The 18,456-nt window shown below is 63.9% G+C and carries 15 protein-coding genes, 1 tRNA gene and 1 pseudogene; 8 read left to right on the forward strand and 9 right to left on the reverse strand.

Annotated elements, in window-relative coordinates; genetic code table 11:
• Window positions 1–51 precede the first annotated feature (51 nt).
• Window positions 52–1,398, reverse strand: coding sequence for a bifunctional UDP-N-acetylglucosamine diphosphorylase/glucosamine-1-phosphate N-acetyltransferase GlmU (gene glmU / locus ACQR10_RS05395; RefSeq protein ID WP_316215775.1), 1,347 nt, complete (start codon window positions 1,396–1,398; stop codon window positions 52–54).
• Between the two features lie 135 nt (window positions 1,399–1,533).
• Here glmU and ACQR10_RS05400 point away from each other — a divergent pair, with 135 nt between their 5' ends.
• Together ACQR10_RS05400 and ACQR10_RS05405 are read left to right on the forward strand one after the other, a co-directional pair.
• Window positions 1,534–2,868 carry a hypothetical protein gene (locus ACQR10_RS05400; RefSeq protein ID WP_316215774.1) on the forward strand — a complete coding sequence of 445 codons (1,335 nt, stop codon included), beginning with the start codon at window positions 1,534–1,536 and terminating at the stop codon, window positions 2,866–2,868.
• A 108-nt stretch (window positions 2,869–2,976) separates the two neighbouring features.
• Window positions 2,977–3,357, forward strand: a complete 381-nt coding sequence (locus tag ACQR10_RS05405) for a hypothetical protein (protein WP_315800038.1) — start codon at window positions 2,977–2,979, stop codon at window positions 3,355–3,357.
• Here the strand turns inward: ACQR10_RS05405 and ACQR10_RS05410 are convergent.
• Complete coding sequence (locus ACQR10_RS05410) at window positions 3,317–4,897, reverse strand: beta-(1-6) glucans synthase (RefSeq protein WP_316178956.1); 1,581 nt, start codon at window positions 4,895–4,897, stop codon at window positions 3,317–3,319. The two genes, ACQR10_RS05405 and ACQR10_RS05410, sit on opposite strands and share 41 nt — an antisense overlap.
• 377 nt (window positions 4,898–5,274) lie before the next feature.
• Here ACQR10_RS05410 and ACQR10_RS05415 point away from each other — a divergent pair, with 377 nt between their 5' ends.
• From ACQR10_RS05415 to ACQR10_RS05430, 4 genes are all read left to right on the forward strand, one after another.
• Complete coding sequence (locus tag ACQR10_RS05415) at window positions 5,275–5,856, forward strand: beta-1-3, beta-1-6-glucan biosynthesis protein (RefSeq protein WP_316215773.1); 582 nt, start codon at window positions 5,275–5,277, stop codon at window positions 5,854–5,856.
• 369 nt (window positions 5,857–6,225) lie between these two features.
• The gene (locus ACQR10_RS05420; RefSeq protein WP_434911881.1) at window positions 6,226–8,931 is read left to right on the forward strand and encodes a glycosyltransferase; all 2,706 of its coding nucleotides are present in this window, start codon (window positions 6,226–6,228) and stop codon (window positions 8,929–8,931) included.
• Between the two features lie 468 nt (window positions 8,932–9,399).
• Window positions 9,400–9,475, forward strand: a tRNA-Lys gene (locus ACQR10_RS05425).
• Between the two features lie 59 nt (window positions 9,476–9,534).
• Window positions 9,535–10,032 (forward strand): hypothetical protein, encoded by a 498-nt coding sequence (locus ACQR10_RS05430; protein ID WP_316215771.1) that lies wholly within the window; start codon window positions 9,535–9,537, stop codon window positions 10,030–10,032.
• A gap of 129 nt (window positions 10,033–10,161) precedes the next feature.
• Here the strand turns inward: ACQR10_RS05430 and ACQR10_RS05435 are convergent, their stop codons facing one another.
• The 7 genes and pseudogenes from ACQR10_RS05435 to ACQR10_RS05465 form a co-directional block, all read right to left on the reverse strand.
• Window positions 10,162–10,944 (reverse strand): hypothetical protein, encoded by a 783-nt coding sequence (locus tag ACQR10_RS05435; RefSeq protein WP_434911882.1) that lies wholly within the window; start codon window positions 10,942–10,944, stop codon window positions 10,162–10,164.
• A 15-nt stretch (window positions 10,945–10,959) separates the two neighbouring features.
• Entirely contained in the window at window positions 10,960–12,276 is a 1,317-nt protein-coding gene (locus tag ACQR10_RS05440) for a hypothetical protein (protein ID WP_434911883.1), read from the reverse strand.
• Between the two features lie 683 nt (window positions 12,277–12,959).
• Window positions 12,960–13,817 (reverse strand): IS3 family transposase, encoded by an 858-nt coding sequence (locus ACQR10_RS05445; protein WP_315800043.1) that lies wholly within the window; start codon window positions 13,815–13,817, stop codon window positions 12,960–12,962.
• Window positions 13,814–13,999: a hypothetical protein gene (locus tag ACQR10_RS05450; protein WP_409997868.1), complete on the reverse strand. Its 186-nt coding sequence runs from the start codon at window positions 13,997–13,999 to the stop codon at window positions 13,814–13,816. Before ACQR10_RS05450 ends, ACQR10_RS05445 begins: the two co-directional genes overlap by 4 nt.
• Before the next feature lie 15 nt (window positions 14,000–14,014).
• A pseudogene (locus ACQR10_RS05455) lies at window positions 14,015–14,215 on the reverse strand (helix-turn-helix domain-containing protein); the annotation flags it as partial.
• Window positions 14,216–14,322: 107 nt separating this feature from the next.
• Window positions 14,323–14,628 (reverse strand): hypothetical protein, encoded by a 306-nt coding sequence (locus ACQR10_RS05460; protein WP_315800044.1) that lies wholly within the window; start codon window positions 14,626–14,628, stop codon window positions 14,323–14,325.
• 134 nt (window positions 14,629–14,762) lie between these two features.
• Window positions 14,763–15,158 (reverse strand): hypothetical protein, encoded by a 396-nt coding sequence (locus tag ACQR10_RS05465; RefSeq protein ID WP_434911884.1) that lies wholly within the window; start codon window positions 15,156–15,158, stop codon window positions 14,763–14,765.
• Between the two features lie 1,165 nt (window positions 15,159–16,323).
• Here ACQR10_RS05465 and ACQR10_RS05470 point away from each other — a divergent pair.
• Window positions 16,324–16,941: a LysE family translocator gene (locus ACQR10_RS05470; RefSeq protein WP_316215768.1), complete on the forward strand. Its 618-nt coding sequence runs from the start codon at window positions 16,324–16,326 to the stop codon at window positions 16,939–16,941.
• 296 nt (window positions 16,942–17,237) lie between these two features.
• Window positions 17,238–18,392 carry an IS4 family transposase gene (locus tag ACQR10_RS05475; protein WP_315800429.1) on the forward strand — a complete coding sequence of 385 codons (1,155 nt, stop codon included), beginning with the start codon at window positions 17,238–17,240 and terminating at the stop codon, window positions 18,390–18,392.
• Window positions 18,393–18,456: the final 64 nt, after the last annotated feature.

An 18,456-nucleotide genomic window follows, 5' to 3' on the forward strand; every position in this document is an offset into this window, starting at 1 on the left:
AGATCGAACAGCAGTTGACCGAAATCCAAGCTGCCCTGCCCCGGCTCGCGCCTATTTTTTGTGGCGTTGCTTGGCATTCCGGAATCGCGCCGCGGCGCCTTCGCGCGTCGTCTGCGGACTGCGCTCCAGCGCCAGCGCATCGTCGGGCACATCGCGCGTGATCACCGAGCCCGAGCCGATATAGGCGCGCGCGCCGATGTTGATCGGCGCCACCAGCGAGGTGTTGGTGCCGATGAAGGCGCCCTCGCCGATGTTCGTCTTGTGCTTGTTGAAGCCGTCATAATTGCAGGTGATGGTGCCGGCGCCGATGTTGGCATTGGCGCCGACATGGGCGTCGCCGATATAGGACAGGTGATTGACCTTCACGCCCGGCTCCAGCACCGCAGCCTTGGCCTCGACGAAATTGCCGATCTTGGCGCCGTCGCCGAGCGACGTTCCGGGCCGCAGCCGCGCGAACGGCCCGAGCAGGCTGTTGCGGCCGAGCTTGGACTGCACGATGTGCGAAAATGAATGCACCACCGCGCCGTCGCCGATCGACACGCCGGGGCCGATCACGACGAACGGCTCGATGGTCACGTCCTTGCCGAACGTCGTATCCGCGGCGAGATAGACGGTCTCCGGCGCGATCAGCGTCACGCCCGCATCCATCGCCGCGCGGCGCAGCCGGGTCTGCATCACCGCCTCGGCCTCGGCGAGTTGCGCCTTGGTGTTGATGCCGCGCACCTCGTCCTCGGAGGTTTCGATCACGACCGCATCGAGCCCCTGCTCGCGCGCGATCGCCACCGCATCGACCAGATAGTACTCGCCCTTGCTGTTGGCATTGCCGATCCTGTCGAGGATCCCCAGCGCGCGACGGCCGTCCATCGCCATCACCCCGGCATTGCACAGCGTGATCGCCCGCTCCGCTTCGCTCGCATCGGCCTGCTCGCGGATCGCGACCAGCTTCGATCCGTCGAGCAGCAGGCGTCCATAGCCGGTCGGATCGGCGGCGCGGAAGCCGAGCACGGCGAGTGCAGCGCCTTCGGCGAGCGCCGCCCGCAGCCGCGCGAACGTCTCGGCCGTGATCAGCGGCGTGTCGCCGAACGCGACCAGCAGATCGTCGGTGCCGCGCGCGATCGCCTGCCGCGCCGCCAGCACCGCATGCGCCGTCCCCAGCCGGTCGCGCTGGACGAAGATATCCGCATCCGGGCGCAGGCGCCGGGCTTCCTTCTCGACCGCCTCGTGCCCCGGCCCCACCACCACCGCGACGCGGGCGCCATCCCCATGCGGCGCCGCCGCCAGGACGTGCGCCAGCAGTGATTCGCCGGCGACGGGATGCAACACCTTGGGCACGCTCGTGCGCATCCGGGTGCCCTCGCCTGCCGCAAGCACGATGGTCAGACTGGATCGAGCGGTCATGAAACACCTGGGATGAAGGGAGCGCATAGGTCGCGCTGTCATAATGCGTTTTCTGCGCGGGGCAAACCGCACCGGCTGAAGCCCCTGGTGGTTTTCCTGTTAATGTTCGCTTCGTGATTCGATTAAGGCAGGTTCATGGCTAAGGACTCCCGCAAATCCGCCGGCGCAAATGCAGCTGAGAAGACGGGCACGACTCTGTCTGGACTGTTTGCCGACGAGAACGAGTTCGATCGCCGCGCGCTGTGGCGGCTCGGCTGGTGGGGGGCTGGTGCCGTCGGCGCCGTCGGCCTGGCCGTTTTCACCAATCAGGCCGCACAGGGATGGCGGCAGGACCGTGTTTCTGCGGCCGACCTGTCGCGCCAGGCGCAACTGCTGCAGTCGCTGGCCCGTGAGACCCAGGGCGAGGCGCGCCAGCTCGGCGCGGCCATCGAGACGCTCAACACCGACCGGGACCGGCTGTACGCGCGCGTGACCGTGCTCGAGCAGGGATTGGACTCGGTGACCGGCGCGCTGGCCAAGCAGAGCGCCCAGGCGTCCCCGAATCCCGCCAGCAGGGCCGGGCCCGCGCCGCAGATCGCAGCCGTGGAATCCCTCGCCCCGGCTGCGGTTCCGTCGAGTTCCGTGGCGCCCAGCCCCCTGCCGGCATTCGCGAACGCGTCCCCGTTCATGCCGATTCCCAGCGGAGCGGCCGGACCCAATCCGGCTCAGCCGGTGGCTCCGTCGGCTGCCGCGAGCGCCGACAAGACGAAGCAGGAGCCGGCCTCGGGAGCTTCGTCATCGCCTGTGTCTGCGGCCCCGTCCCCGACACCATCTGCCTCGCCCGCCCCTGCGGTCGCAGCAGCTGGTTCCAAGCCGCTGCCCGCTGGCGCACCGGACCCGGCCGGCAAGCCGGCCGAGACCGACAAGCTCGCAAGAGCTGAACCCGCCGAGGCCGCCGGCGCCAAGGGCAGTGACAGCACCGACGCCGCGGTCACGGCGGTCCAGAAGACCGAATTTGCCGTCGATCTCGGCGCGGCCAACTCGCTCGGCGGCCTGCGGGCGCTGTGGCGGGACCTCGTAAGAACCCATGCGGACCTCGCCTCGCTCAGGCCGATCGTCATTCTCAAGGAAGGCCGAGGCGGTCCGGGCGTGCAGCTGCGGCTCGGCGCCGGTCCGTTGAGTGACGCGGCGACGGCGGCGAAGATCTGCGCGGTGCTCGCCGAGAGCCAGCGCGCCTGCGAGACCACCGTCTATGACGGCCAGCGCCTCGCGGTCCGCGAGGAGCCGGAGGCGGCCAAGCCGGGCGCTCCCGCGGCCGCCGCCCCGAAGCCGGTGCAGCGCCGGCGCACCTATCAGCCGCAGGCCCAGCAGCAGCGCCACGGCAAGCGCGAGGAGCCGCCGCCCACGGCAGCCGCGCCGTCGCCGCCGCCGGCCGAGGCGCCCAAGCCCGAGCAGCCGTCGGCGCTGTCGTCGTTCTTCCGCCGCTCCTGAGTCTCAAATCAGCGAGCGGTCAAAGCCGGTTGGGACGGATTGTGAAAGCAGTCCGCGAACCGGCTTTGCGGCTTGTCCGCACGTCCTTTCCGCAGCATAGTCCGGCGCATGAAAAAGACCCCGTTCCGCCTCTCGCCCTATCAGGTGCAATGGCTCCTGATCGTCGGCTTCGTCACCGTCGGCTATGCCCTCTATCTGCGCTATCTGGCGATCGAGCTGTCGAGCGTCGCGCTCGCCTGCGACGCCGGCCTGCAGACGCTGGCCTGCAAGAGCCGGGCGGTGGCGACCCCGCTGTTCAAGAATTCTGTGTTCGGCGCCACCGCGCTGGTGATCGCGGTGCTGCACGTGATGCGGCCGTCGATCGTGCTCTTGACCGGCGGGCTGATCGCCGCCGGCCTCGGCATCGTGCTCTACAACATCGTGCTGTCGGGGCTGGCGATCGGCCTGCTCATCCTCGGCTTTGCGCGGCCCGCGCCCGCCACAGCGTGAACGCCAGCAGCAGATACATCGCGCAGGTCCACATCGCCTGCCAGTTGTCGCGGCCCTCGTTGTAGATCACGTAGACCGAGGAGATCGCCAGCAGTCCGGCGAAGCATGCCTCGGCGATCGGCCGCGGGCCCTGCGTCGGACGGTTGCCGAGCAGCATCGCGAATGGCACCACCGCCATGGTCAGGCTGGCGAACGGGAAATCGCGGTAGCGCGGGTCGAACACGAAGCCGAGCGCCGTCTCGGCCGCGATCAGCACGGTCACGACCAGGACCAGGGCCAGCAGGTAGGTGATCTTCAGCTGCTTGCGGCCGTCATTCGGCCCGAGCAGGTCGAGGAAGGTCGGCAGCGGCCGCCCGGCCATCGCCGCATTGGCGGCCAGGATCGGCGCCAGTACGCCGGCGGCGAGCAGCGCGCCCCATTGCAGCCAGCCGCCGACACCGAGGCTCTCGTAGAACATCTTGTCGGCGGCCATGCCGAACAGCACGCCGGCCGTGGTCGCGGAAATGCCGACGCCGATCCAGGCCGAGATGTGCGGCGGCCAGGGCCGGCGCCGCACCGTCAGCCAGCCGGCGAGGAACACCGCGAAGGACAGGATCATGCCGCCGCCCATCTGCAGCTTCCACAGCGGATAGTTGCTGACGGGCTGGCCCGGCGGATATTTCAGCGTGCGCGTGTCGTCGCTGATCAGGCCCCAATAGCCGCCGACGGTGCCTTCGAGCTTGCGCTTCCAGGGCTGGTCATAGGCCTCGATCAGGTTGACGCGGAAATTCTCGCGCTTGGCGAGCGAGAGGATCTCCGACACCACGCGGGCCTGGTTGGCGCGCGACGGCAGCGCGCCCTCGCGCATGCGCCCCTCGCTCGGCCAGCCGGTCTCGCCGATCAGGATCTCCTTGCCCGGAAAGGCGACGCCGACCTGCTGGCGGATGGCGTCGACATGGGAGGCGGCGAATTTCGCGCGCACCGGGATGTCCTCCCAATACGGGAGGATATGAACCGTGACGAAGTCGACGATGTCGTAGAGTTCGCGGTTGCGCAGCCAGAACTCCCAGACGTCGGCATAGGTCACAGGAACCGTGACCTGCGCCTTGACGCTGCGGATGGTGGCGGCGAGGTCGGCGGTCGTCATCTCGCCGCGCAGCAGCACCTCGTTGCCGACCACGACCGCCGTGATGACGCCGGGATAGCGCTTGATCAGGTCGACCGCGATGCCGATCTGCTGCTGGTTCTTCAGCTTGTTTGAGCCGAGCCAGATGCCCTGGATGACCTTGATGCCGACCCGGGCGGCGATTCCCGGCACCTGGTCGAGGCCGTTCTCGATCGAATAGGTGCGCACGCATTCGGAGATCTTGGCGAGCTGCACCAGGTCCTGCTCGATCTGCTCGGCGTCGATATGCGTGGTCGGATCGAGCGGGCTCTGCTGGCCGCGGAACGGCGCATAGGATACGCACTGCAGCTTCGAGGCCGGCTCGATCGGCGCGCGCGCGAGCGTGATCGGCTTGGCCAGCCACCACCACGCGGCGGCGATGACACCCAAGGATATGAGCAGAAGCGCCAGCGGCGTAGGGAGGGATTTCAGTTCCGTTCTCCAGGCAGGGTGGTGTCGATTACCCGGTCGGCGGCGATCTGCCAAGTAGGCGTTCGGGCCCGACGGCGCACCGGGCGTACCCGCTCCAAATCACCCTTTTACGATGACGCGAGAAAGTTGGTACGTTGCTGGACAAAATCCGAGATTCCGGTCATTGGGAATCCCGGTTGACCCCGGCCGTTGCAACCCAGGTTCTGGACCCCTGCGCAAGCGCCCGTTAGGAACGCTCTGCGACAGTCGGAATCAATCTCCCGCCGCAATCGGGGCTGATTTGATCGGCATCAACACTGCGTCCGTCAGGGGACGGCACGAAGGCAACAATCGGGGAATTTATGGGTCGACGCGTGCTCCACTCCAAGTTTTCGGTTTCGCGCCTGTCGGCGGCTCTGGGCCTCGTGCTCCTCATCGGCGCCCCCGGCGCGCTCGCCCAGAGCGGCAGCGACCATCCCCAGGACCAAAAGCCGCAGGCGGCCAATCCGGCCGACGTGTCGAAGGAGAACCAGCGCAAGGCCGACGAATTCACCGAAGCGTCCCAGGCGCTCTCTGGCGGCCCGGCCGGCAATCCCGAATGCGTCTGGCTCGGCCGCCGCGTCGTCCAGCTGATGTACAATGACGACCTCGATACCGCCTTCCGCCACCTCGATCTCTATGACCGCTTCGGCTGCCCCGGTGGCCACGTCCAGGCCGCCTTCCGCTGCCTGACGCGCTTCATCCCGCAGATCGATCCGAAGGTGCCGAACTCGCTGAACAACCACGTCCATGGCTGCTGGATCAATCCGGACGCCAAGCCGCAGGTGGCTGCGGCGCCTGCGCCGGGCCCGGCAGCGACGCCGGCCGCGCCGGCTTCGCCAGCGCCGGCGCAGCAGCCCGCCCCCCAGGCCTCGCCGTCGCCCCCGCAGCCTCCGGCGAAGTGACCGGCGCCTGACGGCAGGCAGGACGCACGATCCCGCCGACCGGGCGCCATGCGCGGCGTGCGGCATGACAGCGCTCCGATCGCGTGGCAGGATACGGCCGAGATATGATCGAGGTCGTCGACGCGCGCCTGAGCCTCGCCCCGGTTCAGGCAGCGTTCAGCAGGATTGGGCTCTGTTGGGATGACATATTGGGATGACGTATGACGTCGCGGCCTTCGGCTGTGACGGCGTGAGACTGATCGCCTTCGCCGTTCGTCGTCGGACGTCACCCGCGAACGTGATCCCGGCAGCATCGCATATCCGAGATGGAACGGCGATCGACCGCTCCGCTTCACCGCTGACTTGATCCTAGGAATGGTTGCCCCTCCCATGCGTGCCGTCGTCGCCGTCCTGCTCCTCGTCACCGCCGTGCACGCCGCCCTCTGGGGACTGCTGCAGGACAAGCAGGAGGCCCCCAACTTCACCGGCCTGCTGCAGAGCGTCTCCTACGATCCGCATGAAGGAACCGGCGCCCCCGGCGCCAACACCGTGGCCTCGCCGGAGCGCATCCGCGCCGACATGAAGAAGCTCGCCACGATCACGCGGGCGATCCGGCTCTACTCCTCGACCGGAGGCCTCGAGATCGTGCCGCCGCTGGCCGCCGAGGCGGGCCTGAAGGTGATGCTCGGCGCCTGGATCGACAAGGATCCGGACCGCAACGAGCGCGAGATCCAGTCGGCCATCACCCTCGCCCGCCGCAACAGCAACGTCATCGGCATCGTGGTCGGCAACGAGACCATCCTCACGGCGACGCAGAAGGTCGACGAGCTGATCGAGAAGATCAAGCGCGTGAAGAAGTCGGTCAACGTCCCCGTCACCACCGGCGACGTCTGGAACACCTGGCGCGACAACCCCGAGCTCGCGGCCAATGTCGACTTCATCGCCGCGCACGTCCTGCCCTATTGGGAGTTCTTCACCGACGACCAGGCGGTCGACCAGGCGGTGGATCGCTATCAGCTCCTGAAGAAGCAGTTCACCGGCAAGCGCATCATGATTGCCGAGTTCGGCTGGCCGAGCCAGGGCTACAGCCGCAGCGGCGACGGCCGCGGCCCAGCCGTGCCGGGCCCGCTCCGGCAGGCCAAGGTGTTGCGCAATTTCCTCGCCCAGGCCGCCTCGATCGGCATGGAGTACAACATCGTCGAGGCGATCGATCAGCCCTGGAAATATTTCGAAGGCGGCGTCGGCCCGTATTGGGGCGTGCTCAACGCCGCGCGCGAGGCGAAATTCGCCTGGACCGGCCCGATCGTGAATCCCGACTATTGGAAGCTCGCGACCATCGCGCTGCTGGTCGGCGTGCTCCTGTCCTTGCCGATCGTGCGGCTGCGCCAGCCGACCATGCTGCAGGCGATGATGCTCGCCATCACGGCGCACGGCGTCGGCGCCTGGGTCTCCACCGTCTTCGCCTATTGGAACGTGCACTATTTCGTCTGGGGCTCGACCTTCGCGCTGACGCTCGGCCTGATCCTGCTGGTTCCCCTGATCCTGATCGCGATGGCCCGCATCGAGGAGATCGCCGCGATCGCCTTCGGCCGCGAGCCGCGCCGTCTCCTGACCCGCGACAAGGTCGCGCGCGACCGCGCCGCCATGCCCCAAGGCTATTGCCCGAAGGTCTCGATCCACGTGCCGGCCTATTTCGAGCCGGTCGAGATGATGAAGCAGACCTTGGATGCGCTGGCGCGGCTCGACTACCCGAACTACGAGGTCGTCTGCATCATCAACAACACGCCCGATCCGGCGTTCTGGCAGCCGATCCAGGATCACTGCCGCATGCTCGGCGAGCGTTTCAAGTTCATCAATGCCGAGAAGGTCAAGGGCTTCAAGGCCGGCGCCTTGCGCATCGCGATGGAGCGCACCGCCGTCGATGCCGAGATCATTGGCATCATCGACGCCGACTACGTCGTGACGCCGGACTGGCTCTCCGACCTCGTGCCGGCCTTCGCCGACCCCACCGTCGGCCTGGTGCAGGCGCCGCAGGAGCATCGCGACGAGGACCTGTCGCTGATGCACTACATCATGAACGGCGAGTATGCCGGCTTCTTCGACATCGGCATGGTCCAGCGCAACGAGGAGAACGCGATCATCGTGCATGGCACGATGTGCCTGATCCGGCGCGCGGCGATGGACATGGCCGGCGGCTGGTCGAGCGACACGATCTGCGAGGACACCGATCTCGGCCTCGCGATCCAGGAACTGGGATGGCAGACCCACTACACCGCCACCCGCTATGGCTCGGGGCTGCTGCCCGACACCTACGAGGCGTTCAAGAAGCAGCGCCACCGCTGGGCCTATGGCGGCTTCCAGATCGTCAAGAAGCACTGGCAGCGCTTCCTGCCGGGCAGGAGCCGGCTGACGGCGGACCAGAAGCGCGAGTTCTCGCTCGGCTGGCTCAACTGGCTGGGCGCCGAGAGCCTCGGCGTCGTGGTCGCGATCCTCAACCTGATCTGGACGCCGATCGTCGCCTTCGCCGGCATCGCCATCCCCGACAAGATCCTGACCATCCCGATCCTCGCCGCCTTCGTGGTCTCGCTCGCCCACTTCCTGATCCTCTACCGGCTGCGAGTGGCGGTGAAGCCGTGGCAGATGCTGGGCGCGATGGTCGCGGCGATGTCAGTGCAATGGACCGTCAGCCGCGCCGTGGCGCAGGGCCTGATCACCGAGCACCTGGCATTCGCCCGCACCTCCAAGGGCGGCCTGTCGCGGATGTCGATCGAGTTCCAGGCGTTCTGGGAGGCCGTGATCGGCGCCCTGCTCCTGATCGGCGCCACCATCCTGATCGTGACCAACACGTTGCAGATCACCGAGCTCTACATCTTCGCCGCCGTCCTGATCCTGGAGAGCCTGCCGTTCCTGTCCGCGGTCGCGATCGCGCTCCTGGAGATGTCCCGCATCAACTCCTTCGAGTTCTGGCGCCACGCCACCGTCCGCACCGCCGAGCTGATCGGCCTGCGCCCGGTCTGGGTGCCGGAGCTGGCGGGACCGGGCATGCAGCCGGCCCCGCTGAGCGCAGCGGCGACGAAGGTGGCGGAGAAGGTCTGACGGCAACCGTCGAGCGGCGCGAGACCGCGCCGCTCCCTCGCCACCCGTCGTGGCCGGGCTCGTCCCGGCCCTCCACGTCGTGACGCCAGCCGCGTAGCCCGAATGAGAGGACGCCTGGGCCGGAAGGGCGCAGGCGTCACCCGGGTTCATCGCAACACCCTGGAGACCCCGCATGTCGCCTCCGCGTCGCTGTCGAGCGCCGGCGGAGGCTCATGGCGGGCTACGGCACCGTCGTCGCCGCGCCCGAAACGATCGTCGATCTCCCGTGGTTTCCCCTCCCGCCCTATTGACCGGGACGGACCCACCCCCTACACAGCGCCCCACGACAGGATGCGGCTCACGGCCGGGGTTTCACCGCCCCGTTCCCCGTGCCGCAGTGAACCACAGCCACGCCTCCAGCGTTCTGATGGTGACCTGTCGACGATCCGGACAGTGACGGTCCAGCCGTCACACCGCTTCCTTGGGAGCGAGCGCGTAGCTCAGCCGGTAGAGCACGTGACTTTTAATCATGGGGTCCCGGGTTCGAGTCCCGGCGCGCTCACCAACGAGGCAAGTACTTAATAGCCAAGCCGCGAATATTAGATTCTCGTGCGAGCCGTGAAGATGATCGGCTATTTTTTGGAGGCGCATCTGATCGAGCATGGATACGTATCACAGCGATGGCCAGCAAAAGACTGTGTGATTGCGACGCTCGCTACGGTAACGCGCCACAGCTATGAAGAGATAGCCCACGCTCTTGACATCGCTATAGACGAGAAGACGAGGCTCCCGGAGCTGACCCCCTATCCAATGGGGATAGACATTCTCAGTATTCCCTTCCCGCTATTGCGCCTCGGCTGGTCCGCTGCGGTTATCGTTACGGAAGAAGGATTCAAGCGAGGGGGAGTAGACCGGCACGGGCCGACCAGTGAGGAGTTAAAGCCCTTACTGATCGGACAGCGCGCCATACTTGGCTACACAGATCCGGACCCGCTCGTCGGGGATCACTCGTTGGCCTGGGACGGAACCATCGCAACGGATTGTTCTAACGGTGGAGAGGTCTTACTGAGCAACATCGTGCTCCTAAATGCCATTTTCCTGACCCCACTCAGTTCCACCTGAGGCGGACCGGCGCATCTTCCCGTGCATATTCTTCGACCACAGCGTTAAAAAGGCGTTCCACTATGCGTTCCGCTGGTATCAAGAAGAGCGCTCTTTCCTCTGGGCTGTTGCGAGCCACACGTTTCCGGATCAATCTGGGTTCGCTCCGATACTGGACCGTATGGTAGTGCCGACTTCTTCGCCGAAAAGATGAACTTTCCGACCGACTTCAAGAGCTTCCGCGGTAAGCGGACCACGGGTGTTCGGTCCGAGGACGAATAACGCTTCCTCAATGAGTTCTTGAGCCGACGCAAACGAACTCGGGTTATGGTCGAGCCGGGCACGTTCTAGGTAGCTGCTCGCAAGCTGGGTCTGTACGGCAGCTCGGAACATAGGCGCCTCCCCCTTGGAGGCAACCGTGAGACAGCCCTGAAGTCTTTCAATCGACGAATCAATATCTGAAGCGGATTTCTCAAGCCGACCTATCTCTCGAAGTGCTTGTCCCAACGCGACTTGTGTTTGAGCATGCACAAAAGGACAGGCCGCCATATCGTCGGCGTCAATTGCAGCAGAAAGTACCGCGCAAGCGATCCGAAGGGACGGACGGTCCTCTGTCGCTACACCGAGGAAGTAGAACGCCATCCCAAGATTGTTTTTTGCTTCCCGGCGAACCAATGGATCTTCAACTTGTAACAAACTGTTAAAAATGGAGATGGCCTCGTTTAGTTCACTAGCCCGTTCATTTTCCTTACCTGAGAACATCAATGCCTTAGCGAGACCAAGCGAAGCCCTCGTCCGCAGCTCGATGTCCGGCGAAGGGACCAAAGAAAGCGCGCGACGCAAAATCAAAATTGCTTCAGTGAACGATCCATGGTCAGAGAATGCGATCAGAGCCAGCGAAACTCCCAAATTAATCTCGACAACCAACCACACGCGCAGATGATCCACTTACGAAACAAGTCGTCGCGCGTCCCGCAGCCTGGCCGCGGCATCGTGTATCCAGTCCAGACTATTTTGACGCGTGCCCATTGAAATAAAAGTGTTTGACAGATTGGCAAGAACTGCCGCCCGAAGCTCGGGAAGTTTTTCGTCAAATATCTCCAATGCGTCTGTGAATGCTTCGACGCTCCCGTAAAGAGATTCCGGACTGACTCGCGCTTCGGCAAGCAGAGCGAGCGCTCTCCCACGCTGATCGGCGGCCGCTCCCCAAAGAATGGACTCCTTTTGCCGCAGCAGTTCTGTGTTCAGCACTTGCATGCATACGTCAATTGCGGATTGTGCATCCTCGACTGTTCCGCGAACTCTCGCCAACTCAAAATAGGCTAGTGCCAGGGACAGCTGGATCTTGCACCACCGAACCTCGTCAGAGGTCAAGCCAGGGAGGGCCTCCTTTAGGACATCGATGGCGGAGGTTAACATCTCCACATCATTAGCTGCGCTGCCCAAACGAACTTCGGCGGCACCTTGATTGGCGCGGCACCTTGACCACTCCTCTCGGTTGTTCTCCGCCGAAAAGGCGGCGCAAGCTTCGGAAAACCCCGCAATCGCACTGCGGAGGTCATCAAAGTTGCCGGAAAATTCGTACCGAAATGCACGAGCTAGTGAGTAGGAATTTACGAGCCCGGCTCTCACGCGATTATCACTAATCGCTGGCGATTCCTCGACTAACGTTTGAAGCCGAAGCGTAAGTCGACCCAAGGCGTTCAATATTTCCCTGCTAGCTCGGCGTCCATTTAGGTGGAGCATGACGCAGGTGCCAAGGGCAGACGCGAGATCGTTTGTGAACTTTTTTGGCAAGTCCATCGTATCCGTGGCGAGCGCGTACGTCAGCGGACGCGCGGCTAACTCTTGGGGCGATGAGGGACCGCCAGCTGCAGCAATAAATCTGATCGAGATCACACTTTCGGATTTGACCCGCCCGGCGACCAATAGGTCGCACTTTTTTCGGGCCAAGAATTTTCTGGCTCTTTTGTAGGCTGTGACTTGTGAGGCCTGATCCTCCCCTGCACTTATCACCCATTCTTCATCCCAGATGTAGATACTTACCTCTGGAAGAGTTTCTCGGATCGCGTCACGTATATTGCTCTGGTTCGAATTGGCGGAATTATCCCCCGCTACTCTCGCGATGAGTATGGAAAGCCGATGCGCTGATGCGACCGGGAACGAATATCTCTGCCACCAGCGCTTCAGAGGCGGAAAAAGAAGTGCGAGTGCCGAAAATCCAATTTTCCCAAGAACATTCAACAGTTGGGTGGATGTCACCATCAACACGCTCCTTCAGCGAAGCAGTCGTTGGCACGATCTTTCGATTTCAGTATCAGAGATATTACCACCTGCGCGTATCAGGTGACAGCGTACAAAAATGGCCCGGGTTATCAGCCAGCGAGGCACCAAGAACTAACCCGTCCACTTCATGCGTTACGGTAGCGTGTTCGTAAGGACAGGTCGGTGGCGGTGCTATCGTGAACGTCCGGCTGATCCACCGAACGCAGAGCGTCCAATAACAGCCGTTCCCTGGCGTTGGCGACGCTGGGCAATATTAACTTCCGCGCCAAACGCGATAAGAATAGCCGTCGGGTCCGTAGTCAACGATTTCGCTACCAACCCGAATTCTCCAACCTTCATCAGTACCGGTCTCGGCGACGACGACGCCCGAGCCCTGTTGGAGCGCAAGATCGGTCGCGCCCTTAAAAACGTACAAGCGAATTTCCGCCGGCGTTTTGCCGTCCCTTCGCATTACCATTGCACTAAGCGCGAGCGTACGCATCCTCATCTACCATTCCTCCGGTTTTGAATCGCAAATGCGCAAGCATAGTGGTGCGAGCCATGAGCGGAAATGTAGGAATCCCGTTGTCCACCGACCTCGTCGATCCGGTTGGGAGTTACGGTGACGTGCTGGACTGCACCCCTCAAGTGAGACACGATAATCTCAGTGACAATGGGTAAAGTCATCGCATCGTGTTTTGCTTGAACGCGGCTTCGAACTCAAGGGGAGATCGATAGCCGAGGGCCGAATGCAAGCGCTCCTTATTGTAGATCTCGGCGATGAAGCTGTTGATCCGGCGCCGGGCGTCGTTGACGTCGGCAAAGCTCTTGCCGTTGATCTCCTCGGCCTTGAGCGTCTTCATGAAGCTTTCGGCCTTGGCGTTGTCGAACGGGTTGCCGGGACTGCTCATGCTGATCTTGATGTCGCGCTTGGCCAGCCGCTCCCGATAGGCGATCGAGGAGTATTGCACGCCGCGGTCTGAGTGGTGGATCAGGCTGCCGGGCTTGGGGTTCCGAGATTGAAGCGCTTTGTCGAGAGCCGCGATCGCGAGGGAGGCGTCGAGGGTGTTGTCGAATGCCCAGCCGACCGCCTTGCGGGAGAAGCCGTCGAGAATGACGGCGAGATAGGCGAACGTCTTGGCGAGATGGACGTAGGTGATGTCAGCGACCCAGATCTGATCCGGAGCCGATGGCGCTAGGCCACGGATCAGGTTGGGGACGACGATCACGTCAGTCGGCCTTGCAGTCGGCGGCTTCAGGAAGGGCGTCTTGCGCTGCGCGAGAAGATTATCCTGACGCATGAGGCGCAGGACTTTCTTGCCATTGACGACCATTCCCAGACGCCGAAGAGCGGCGGTCACCCGTCGATAGCCGTAGAACGGATGCTTCAGGCAGATGCGCTGGAGCTGGTCGCGCAACTCGCACTCGGCTTCGGCGCGGCTACGTCGATTGAGATGCCGGTAATAAGTCGCTCGAGGCAGCCTTGCCAAAGCGCAGAGGCGCTGCACATGAGCGCTGGAGTCGGCTGTCTCCGCGGTCATGCTTTTGATGACTTCGATGATGCGGATACGGGTTTGCCTTGCGCTGCCGGCCGCTCCAGTGCGCGCAAGGCTTGCCGAAAAAAATCGAGGTCCATCTGCTGACGGCCGACCAGCCCTTCGAGCTCGGCAATGCGAGCATTGGCCCGTGCCAGTGCGGACCGCTTATCGTCATAGGTCGCCACAGATTTGAGCTTCCGGGGACCAGGCTTCGGTCCCGGCTTGCGGTTCAACCCGTCCGGCCCTTGCGCCCTCCAGGCCTTGATCCAGTCATGAAGGATCTTGCGCGATATCCCAAGGTCCCGAGCCACAGGCAGAACGCCTTCGCCTCGTTCGACACGCTTGATCGCCTTCAGCTTACAAGCCGTCGGAAACCGACGGGTCTTCCCTCTTGCTGCCACAGGTCATCCTCGGAATGCCTGTCACTGAGATTATCGTGTCTCACTTGAGGGGTGCAGTCCAGTGCACGAAATTCCCATGGACATCAGTTGAAGCAGCCGCGCTGCCCTCACCCACTGACCGCGAACCCAAGCACCAGCTGCCGCGGGCTCTGCTTGAACTCCTTGAGCACTGCGGCCCGGACCTTCTCCGCCAGCTCTGGCAGCGGCTTGTCGGTGTAGAGCTTCGGAAAGGTCACCATCACCGACGTCAGGGTGCCGTTGTTCCAGTTGAAGCCGACGGCGGGCTTGACGCCGGTTTCGGCGAGGAGGTCGGCTTCGACGGCGCGGCTGTAGGCCAGCCCGTTCTGGACGGCGTCGACCATCCCGCAGCCAGCGAGGCAGGCGATCAGTGGGATCAGCGCGAGGGCTCTCATGACATTCGACTCCGACGTTGAAATTGTGGCCGGCGCTATCGTCCCCCGAACCCGTGATCTCGACAGGCGATCGAACGAGTTATGTGCACGGTCACCGCAACTGCCGTGACCGCCAGCGACGAAGGCTCCCTCCATCACCTCCCGGCGGCATCGGCCTCCAGCACGACCTTCGCGACGGGATAGCGCCAGTCGTTCTTCGTGTTGTCGGCGGCGGCATCGATACCTGCCACGATGACCGCACCGAGGATGCCGCCATTGATGCCGCTGGCCAGACGAGCCTGGCGCGTCGCATCGATCGGCGCGACCGTGATCATCCGCTTCTGATAGCCAGGCTTTTGGCAGGACACGGCCAGCGTGCTCGACTGTCCGCGATAGAGCGGTACGCGCACCTTCGCGGGGCTCGTCATGGTCGCCGTGAAGCCGGAGGCTTCCAGTGAGCAGGACGCTCCGGCCATCTCGACCTCGCCTCCCCCGCCGGGATTGTGAAACGTCCGCACTTCCACGAGCTGGTCGCCCGCGAACTCGGGCAAGCTCGGATCGGTCCGGCGCTTCGCCTCGTAGACGTCGATCCCTCGGCTGCCCGTCGTCGACCTGATGTCGGTTACATTGTTGACCGCAAGCGGCGCAGCACACCCGCCAAGACACGCGACTCCCAGGATGGCCAGCCAGCCGGCAGGCCAACGCAAACACTTCATTTGAGCCCCCACGGCATCCCCAACTGTCGTTGAGCAGCGGTAGCAGGGGCCGATCTGGGGAACAATAGCCGCAACCTCGAGGGGAATGGTGGAACTATCAAAAACCGACCACGTTGCGGGCAGGACACAGCCGTTGCCGTCCCCGGCATCAAGCAGGTCGTTGGCAGGGCGATGCGTTCAGTACCCGCACAGGTTGCAGTGTCCGGGAGGTCCTCACGGCGCAGAAACCGGATCATGGCGCGACGGCGCTGGCTGCGCTTGCCGGCAGCATGAGCCGTGAGGATGCGCGGCGAAACTTATTTCAGCAGGCCGCTCAAGACGATCACCCCTGTCCAGTCATCGGCGCAAAAATATTCCTCTTCACTTTTTCCGAAATTCATGATTGACTGTCCCCATCCCGTGCTCCTCGAGAGGGGCGGATCGCGATCGTCACGGACGTTGGGCGCGGGGAGCGGTGGCCGCAGGCGGGTCGCAGCGTGCTTTGATAGCGCGCGGACGAACGGCTCCTTGCGGACGTGAAATCGCGTGGTCCTGGCGCCCCGAAGCTGGCGTCAAGTCCTGGGGGATGATGACCCCCGTGGCGACGGTGGCTACCAAGCCGGACACCGGGGAGATCGCGTATAAGCGTGAAGACCATCGCGCGGGGAATGCCGGATGTCGGCTGAACCTGTGGTGACTGCCGCCTGCTTTTTCTTCTGCAGGCGGGCCATGGGTTGCGGCCAGCAGCCCGGCATTCCCCGCGCCCTCTGTTTGCTGGAGGGCGAGACGACCGCAACAGTTCGGGCGCGACATGCGTCGCGATGACGAATGAACGCGCCCCCTGCCCGCATGACCCGCTGCGCGCCCTCGACGACGACGCACACGATGGCACGCCCGGTCGTCACCGACCCGTGTCCCGTGCCCTTCTATCGTCCGCCGCTGCGCCGTGGAATGATGGAGGCCGATTTGAGATGCGCCGACTGCCCTTTGCCTGAACAACCGCGACCCTGGGAGCCCGCCGATGTCCACTGCCTTCCTGCTGACCTCGCTGATCGTGGTCGCCTCGCCTGGCACCGGCGTGCTCTACACGCTCGCAGTGGCGCTGACCAAGGGCTCGCGGATGAGCATCGCCGCCGCGTTCGGCTGCACGCTCGGCATCCTTCCGGCGATGCTGGCCGCGATCGTCGGCCTTGCCGCCGTGCTGCACACCAGCGCGCTGGCGTTTGCGGCACTGAAATATTGCGGCGTCGCCTACCTTCTGTACATGGCCTGGCAGACGCTCGGCGAGCGCGGCGCGCTGGCGGTCGAGACGAAGGACGATGCGGATGCCCGCTCGGCCGGGCGCGTGGTGCTGACCGGCTTCCTGATCAACATCCTCAATCCAAAGCTGTCGATCTTCTTCCTCGCCTTCCTGCCGCAGTTCATCGCCGCCGATGCCGCCCATCCGCTGGCGCTGATGCTGGAGCTGTCGGCCGCGTTCATGGCGATGACGTTCGCGGTGTTCGTGCTCTACGGCCTGTTCGCCGCCGCCGTGCGCGACCGCGTCGTCAGCCGCCCCCGCGTCATGACCTGGCTGCGCCGCGCCTTTGCCGGCGGCTTTGCGTTGCTTGGTGCGCGGCTGGCGCTGGCGGAGCGCTGAGGGCACCGCGCGACGGGGCGAGAGGGTCGCGTAGGAGAATGACGTCCTCAGCCGCACGGTCCGGCACCAATTTGTTGCTCGTCATGCCCGGGCTTGTCCCGCCTGCGCGGCCGAAGCCGCTTCGGCGCGGCGAAGGCCCGGGCATCCACGTCGATCCACGTCCGCCGAACGACGTGGATGGCCGGGACAAGCCCACGGCTGTCCGGTTCAGACAGACTGGACATGGTGCATGGCGTGGATTCTTCTGCGGTCTTGAGCATCGCCAAATGTTCGAGACACACCAGGAAGGTCCCGCCATGCCGCATCAGAATACAGTATTCCGAGACATTCTGAAGTTGGTCCCCTGGCATCGCTTCGAGGCGCTTGTGGACGAGCATGGCACGGACGCGCGGATTCGACGGCTTTCCACCAAAGACCAATTTGTGGCGCTGCTGTACGGTCAGCTTTCGGGGGCTTCCAGTCTGCGTGAGATTGTCACCGGGCTGTCGAGCCACACCGCGCGGCTTTATCACCTGGGTGGGGGCCCTGTCCGCCGCTCGACTTTCGCGGACGCCAATATGAATCGGCCTGCGGAGATGTTTGCCGCCCTGTTGGCCATCATGATGAAGCAGGCCCATCGCCGGTTACGCCGCAAGCTTGCCGAGACGACGTATTTGATTGATTCGACCAGCGTACGGCTGACAGAAGCCAGCGCTGGCTGGGCACGGTTCTCTACCGGTGTCTGCGGTGCCAAGGTGCATGTGATCTATGATGCCGACGCCGACCGGCCGATTTATGCGGCAATCAGCGGAGCCAACGTCAACGACAATACTGCAGCGCATCAGATGCCCATCGAGCCGGGAGCAACCTACGTCTTCGATCTCGGCTATTATGAATATGCTTGGTGGGCTCAACTGGACGCCGCCGGTTGTCGAATCGTGACCCGGTTCAAATCCAATACGCCGCTGCGGGTCGTGGAGGAGTTGCCTGTCATCGCGGATGGCAACATCCTCTCCGACCGCATCGGCTTCCTTCCACAACGCCAAGCCTACAGCCGCCGCAATCCAATGCAGACTGCGGTGCGCGAAGTGCGCGTCACCTTGGAAACGGGAAAGATCCTGCGCATCCTGTCGAACGACCTCGATGCCAGCGCTCAAGAGATCGCCGACCTCTATCGTCGCCGCTGGGCCATCGAGTTGTTCTTTCGTTGGGTCAAGCAGACCCTCAAGATCACCAGGTTCCTCGGGACTTCTGAGAACGCCGTTCGTATCCAGATCGCCGTTGCCCTGATCGCCTTCCTCTTGCTTCGCCTCGCGCAAGACCTTCAGAAGGCAATCCAAAGCCCCTTGGTCTTTGCCAGATTGGTCCGCACCAACCTCATGCATCGCCGCCCCATCGATCAATTGCTCACGGGGCCACCCCAACTTGCCAAAAACCCACAACAGTTGAGCCTCGCAATATGCGGAAGCTGAACCGGACAGCCGTGGGACAAGCCCGGCCATGACGGCGTGGAGAGAGGCGACCTCAAGCTTCCAG

Source organism: Bradyrhizobium sp. HKCCYLRH2060 (assembly GCF_051168135.1).
Lineage (GTDB): Bacteria > Pseudomonadota > Alphaproteobacteria > Rhizobiales > Xanthobacteraceae > Bradyrhizobium.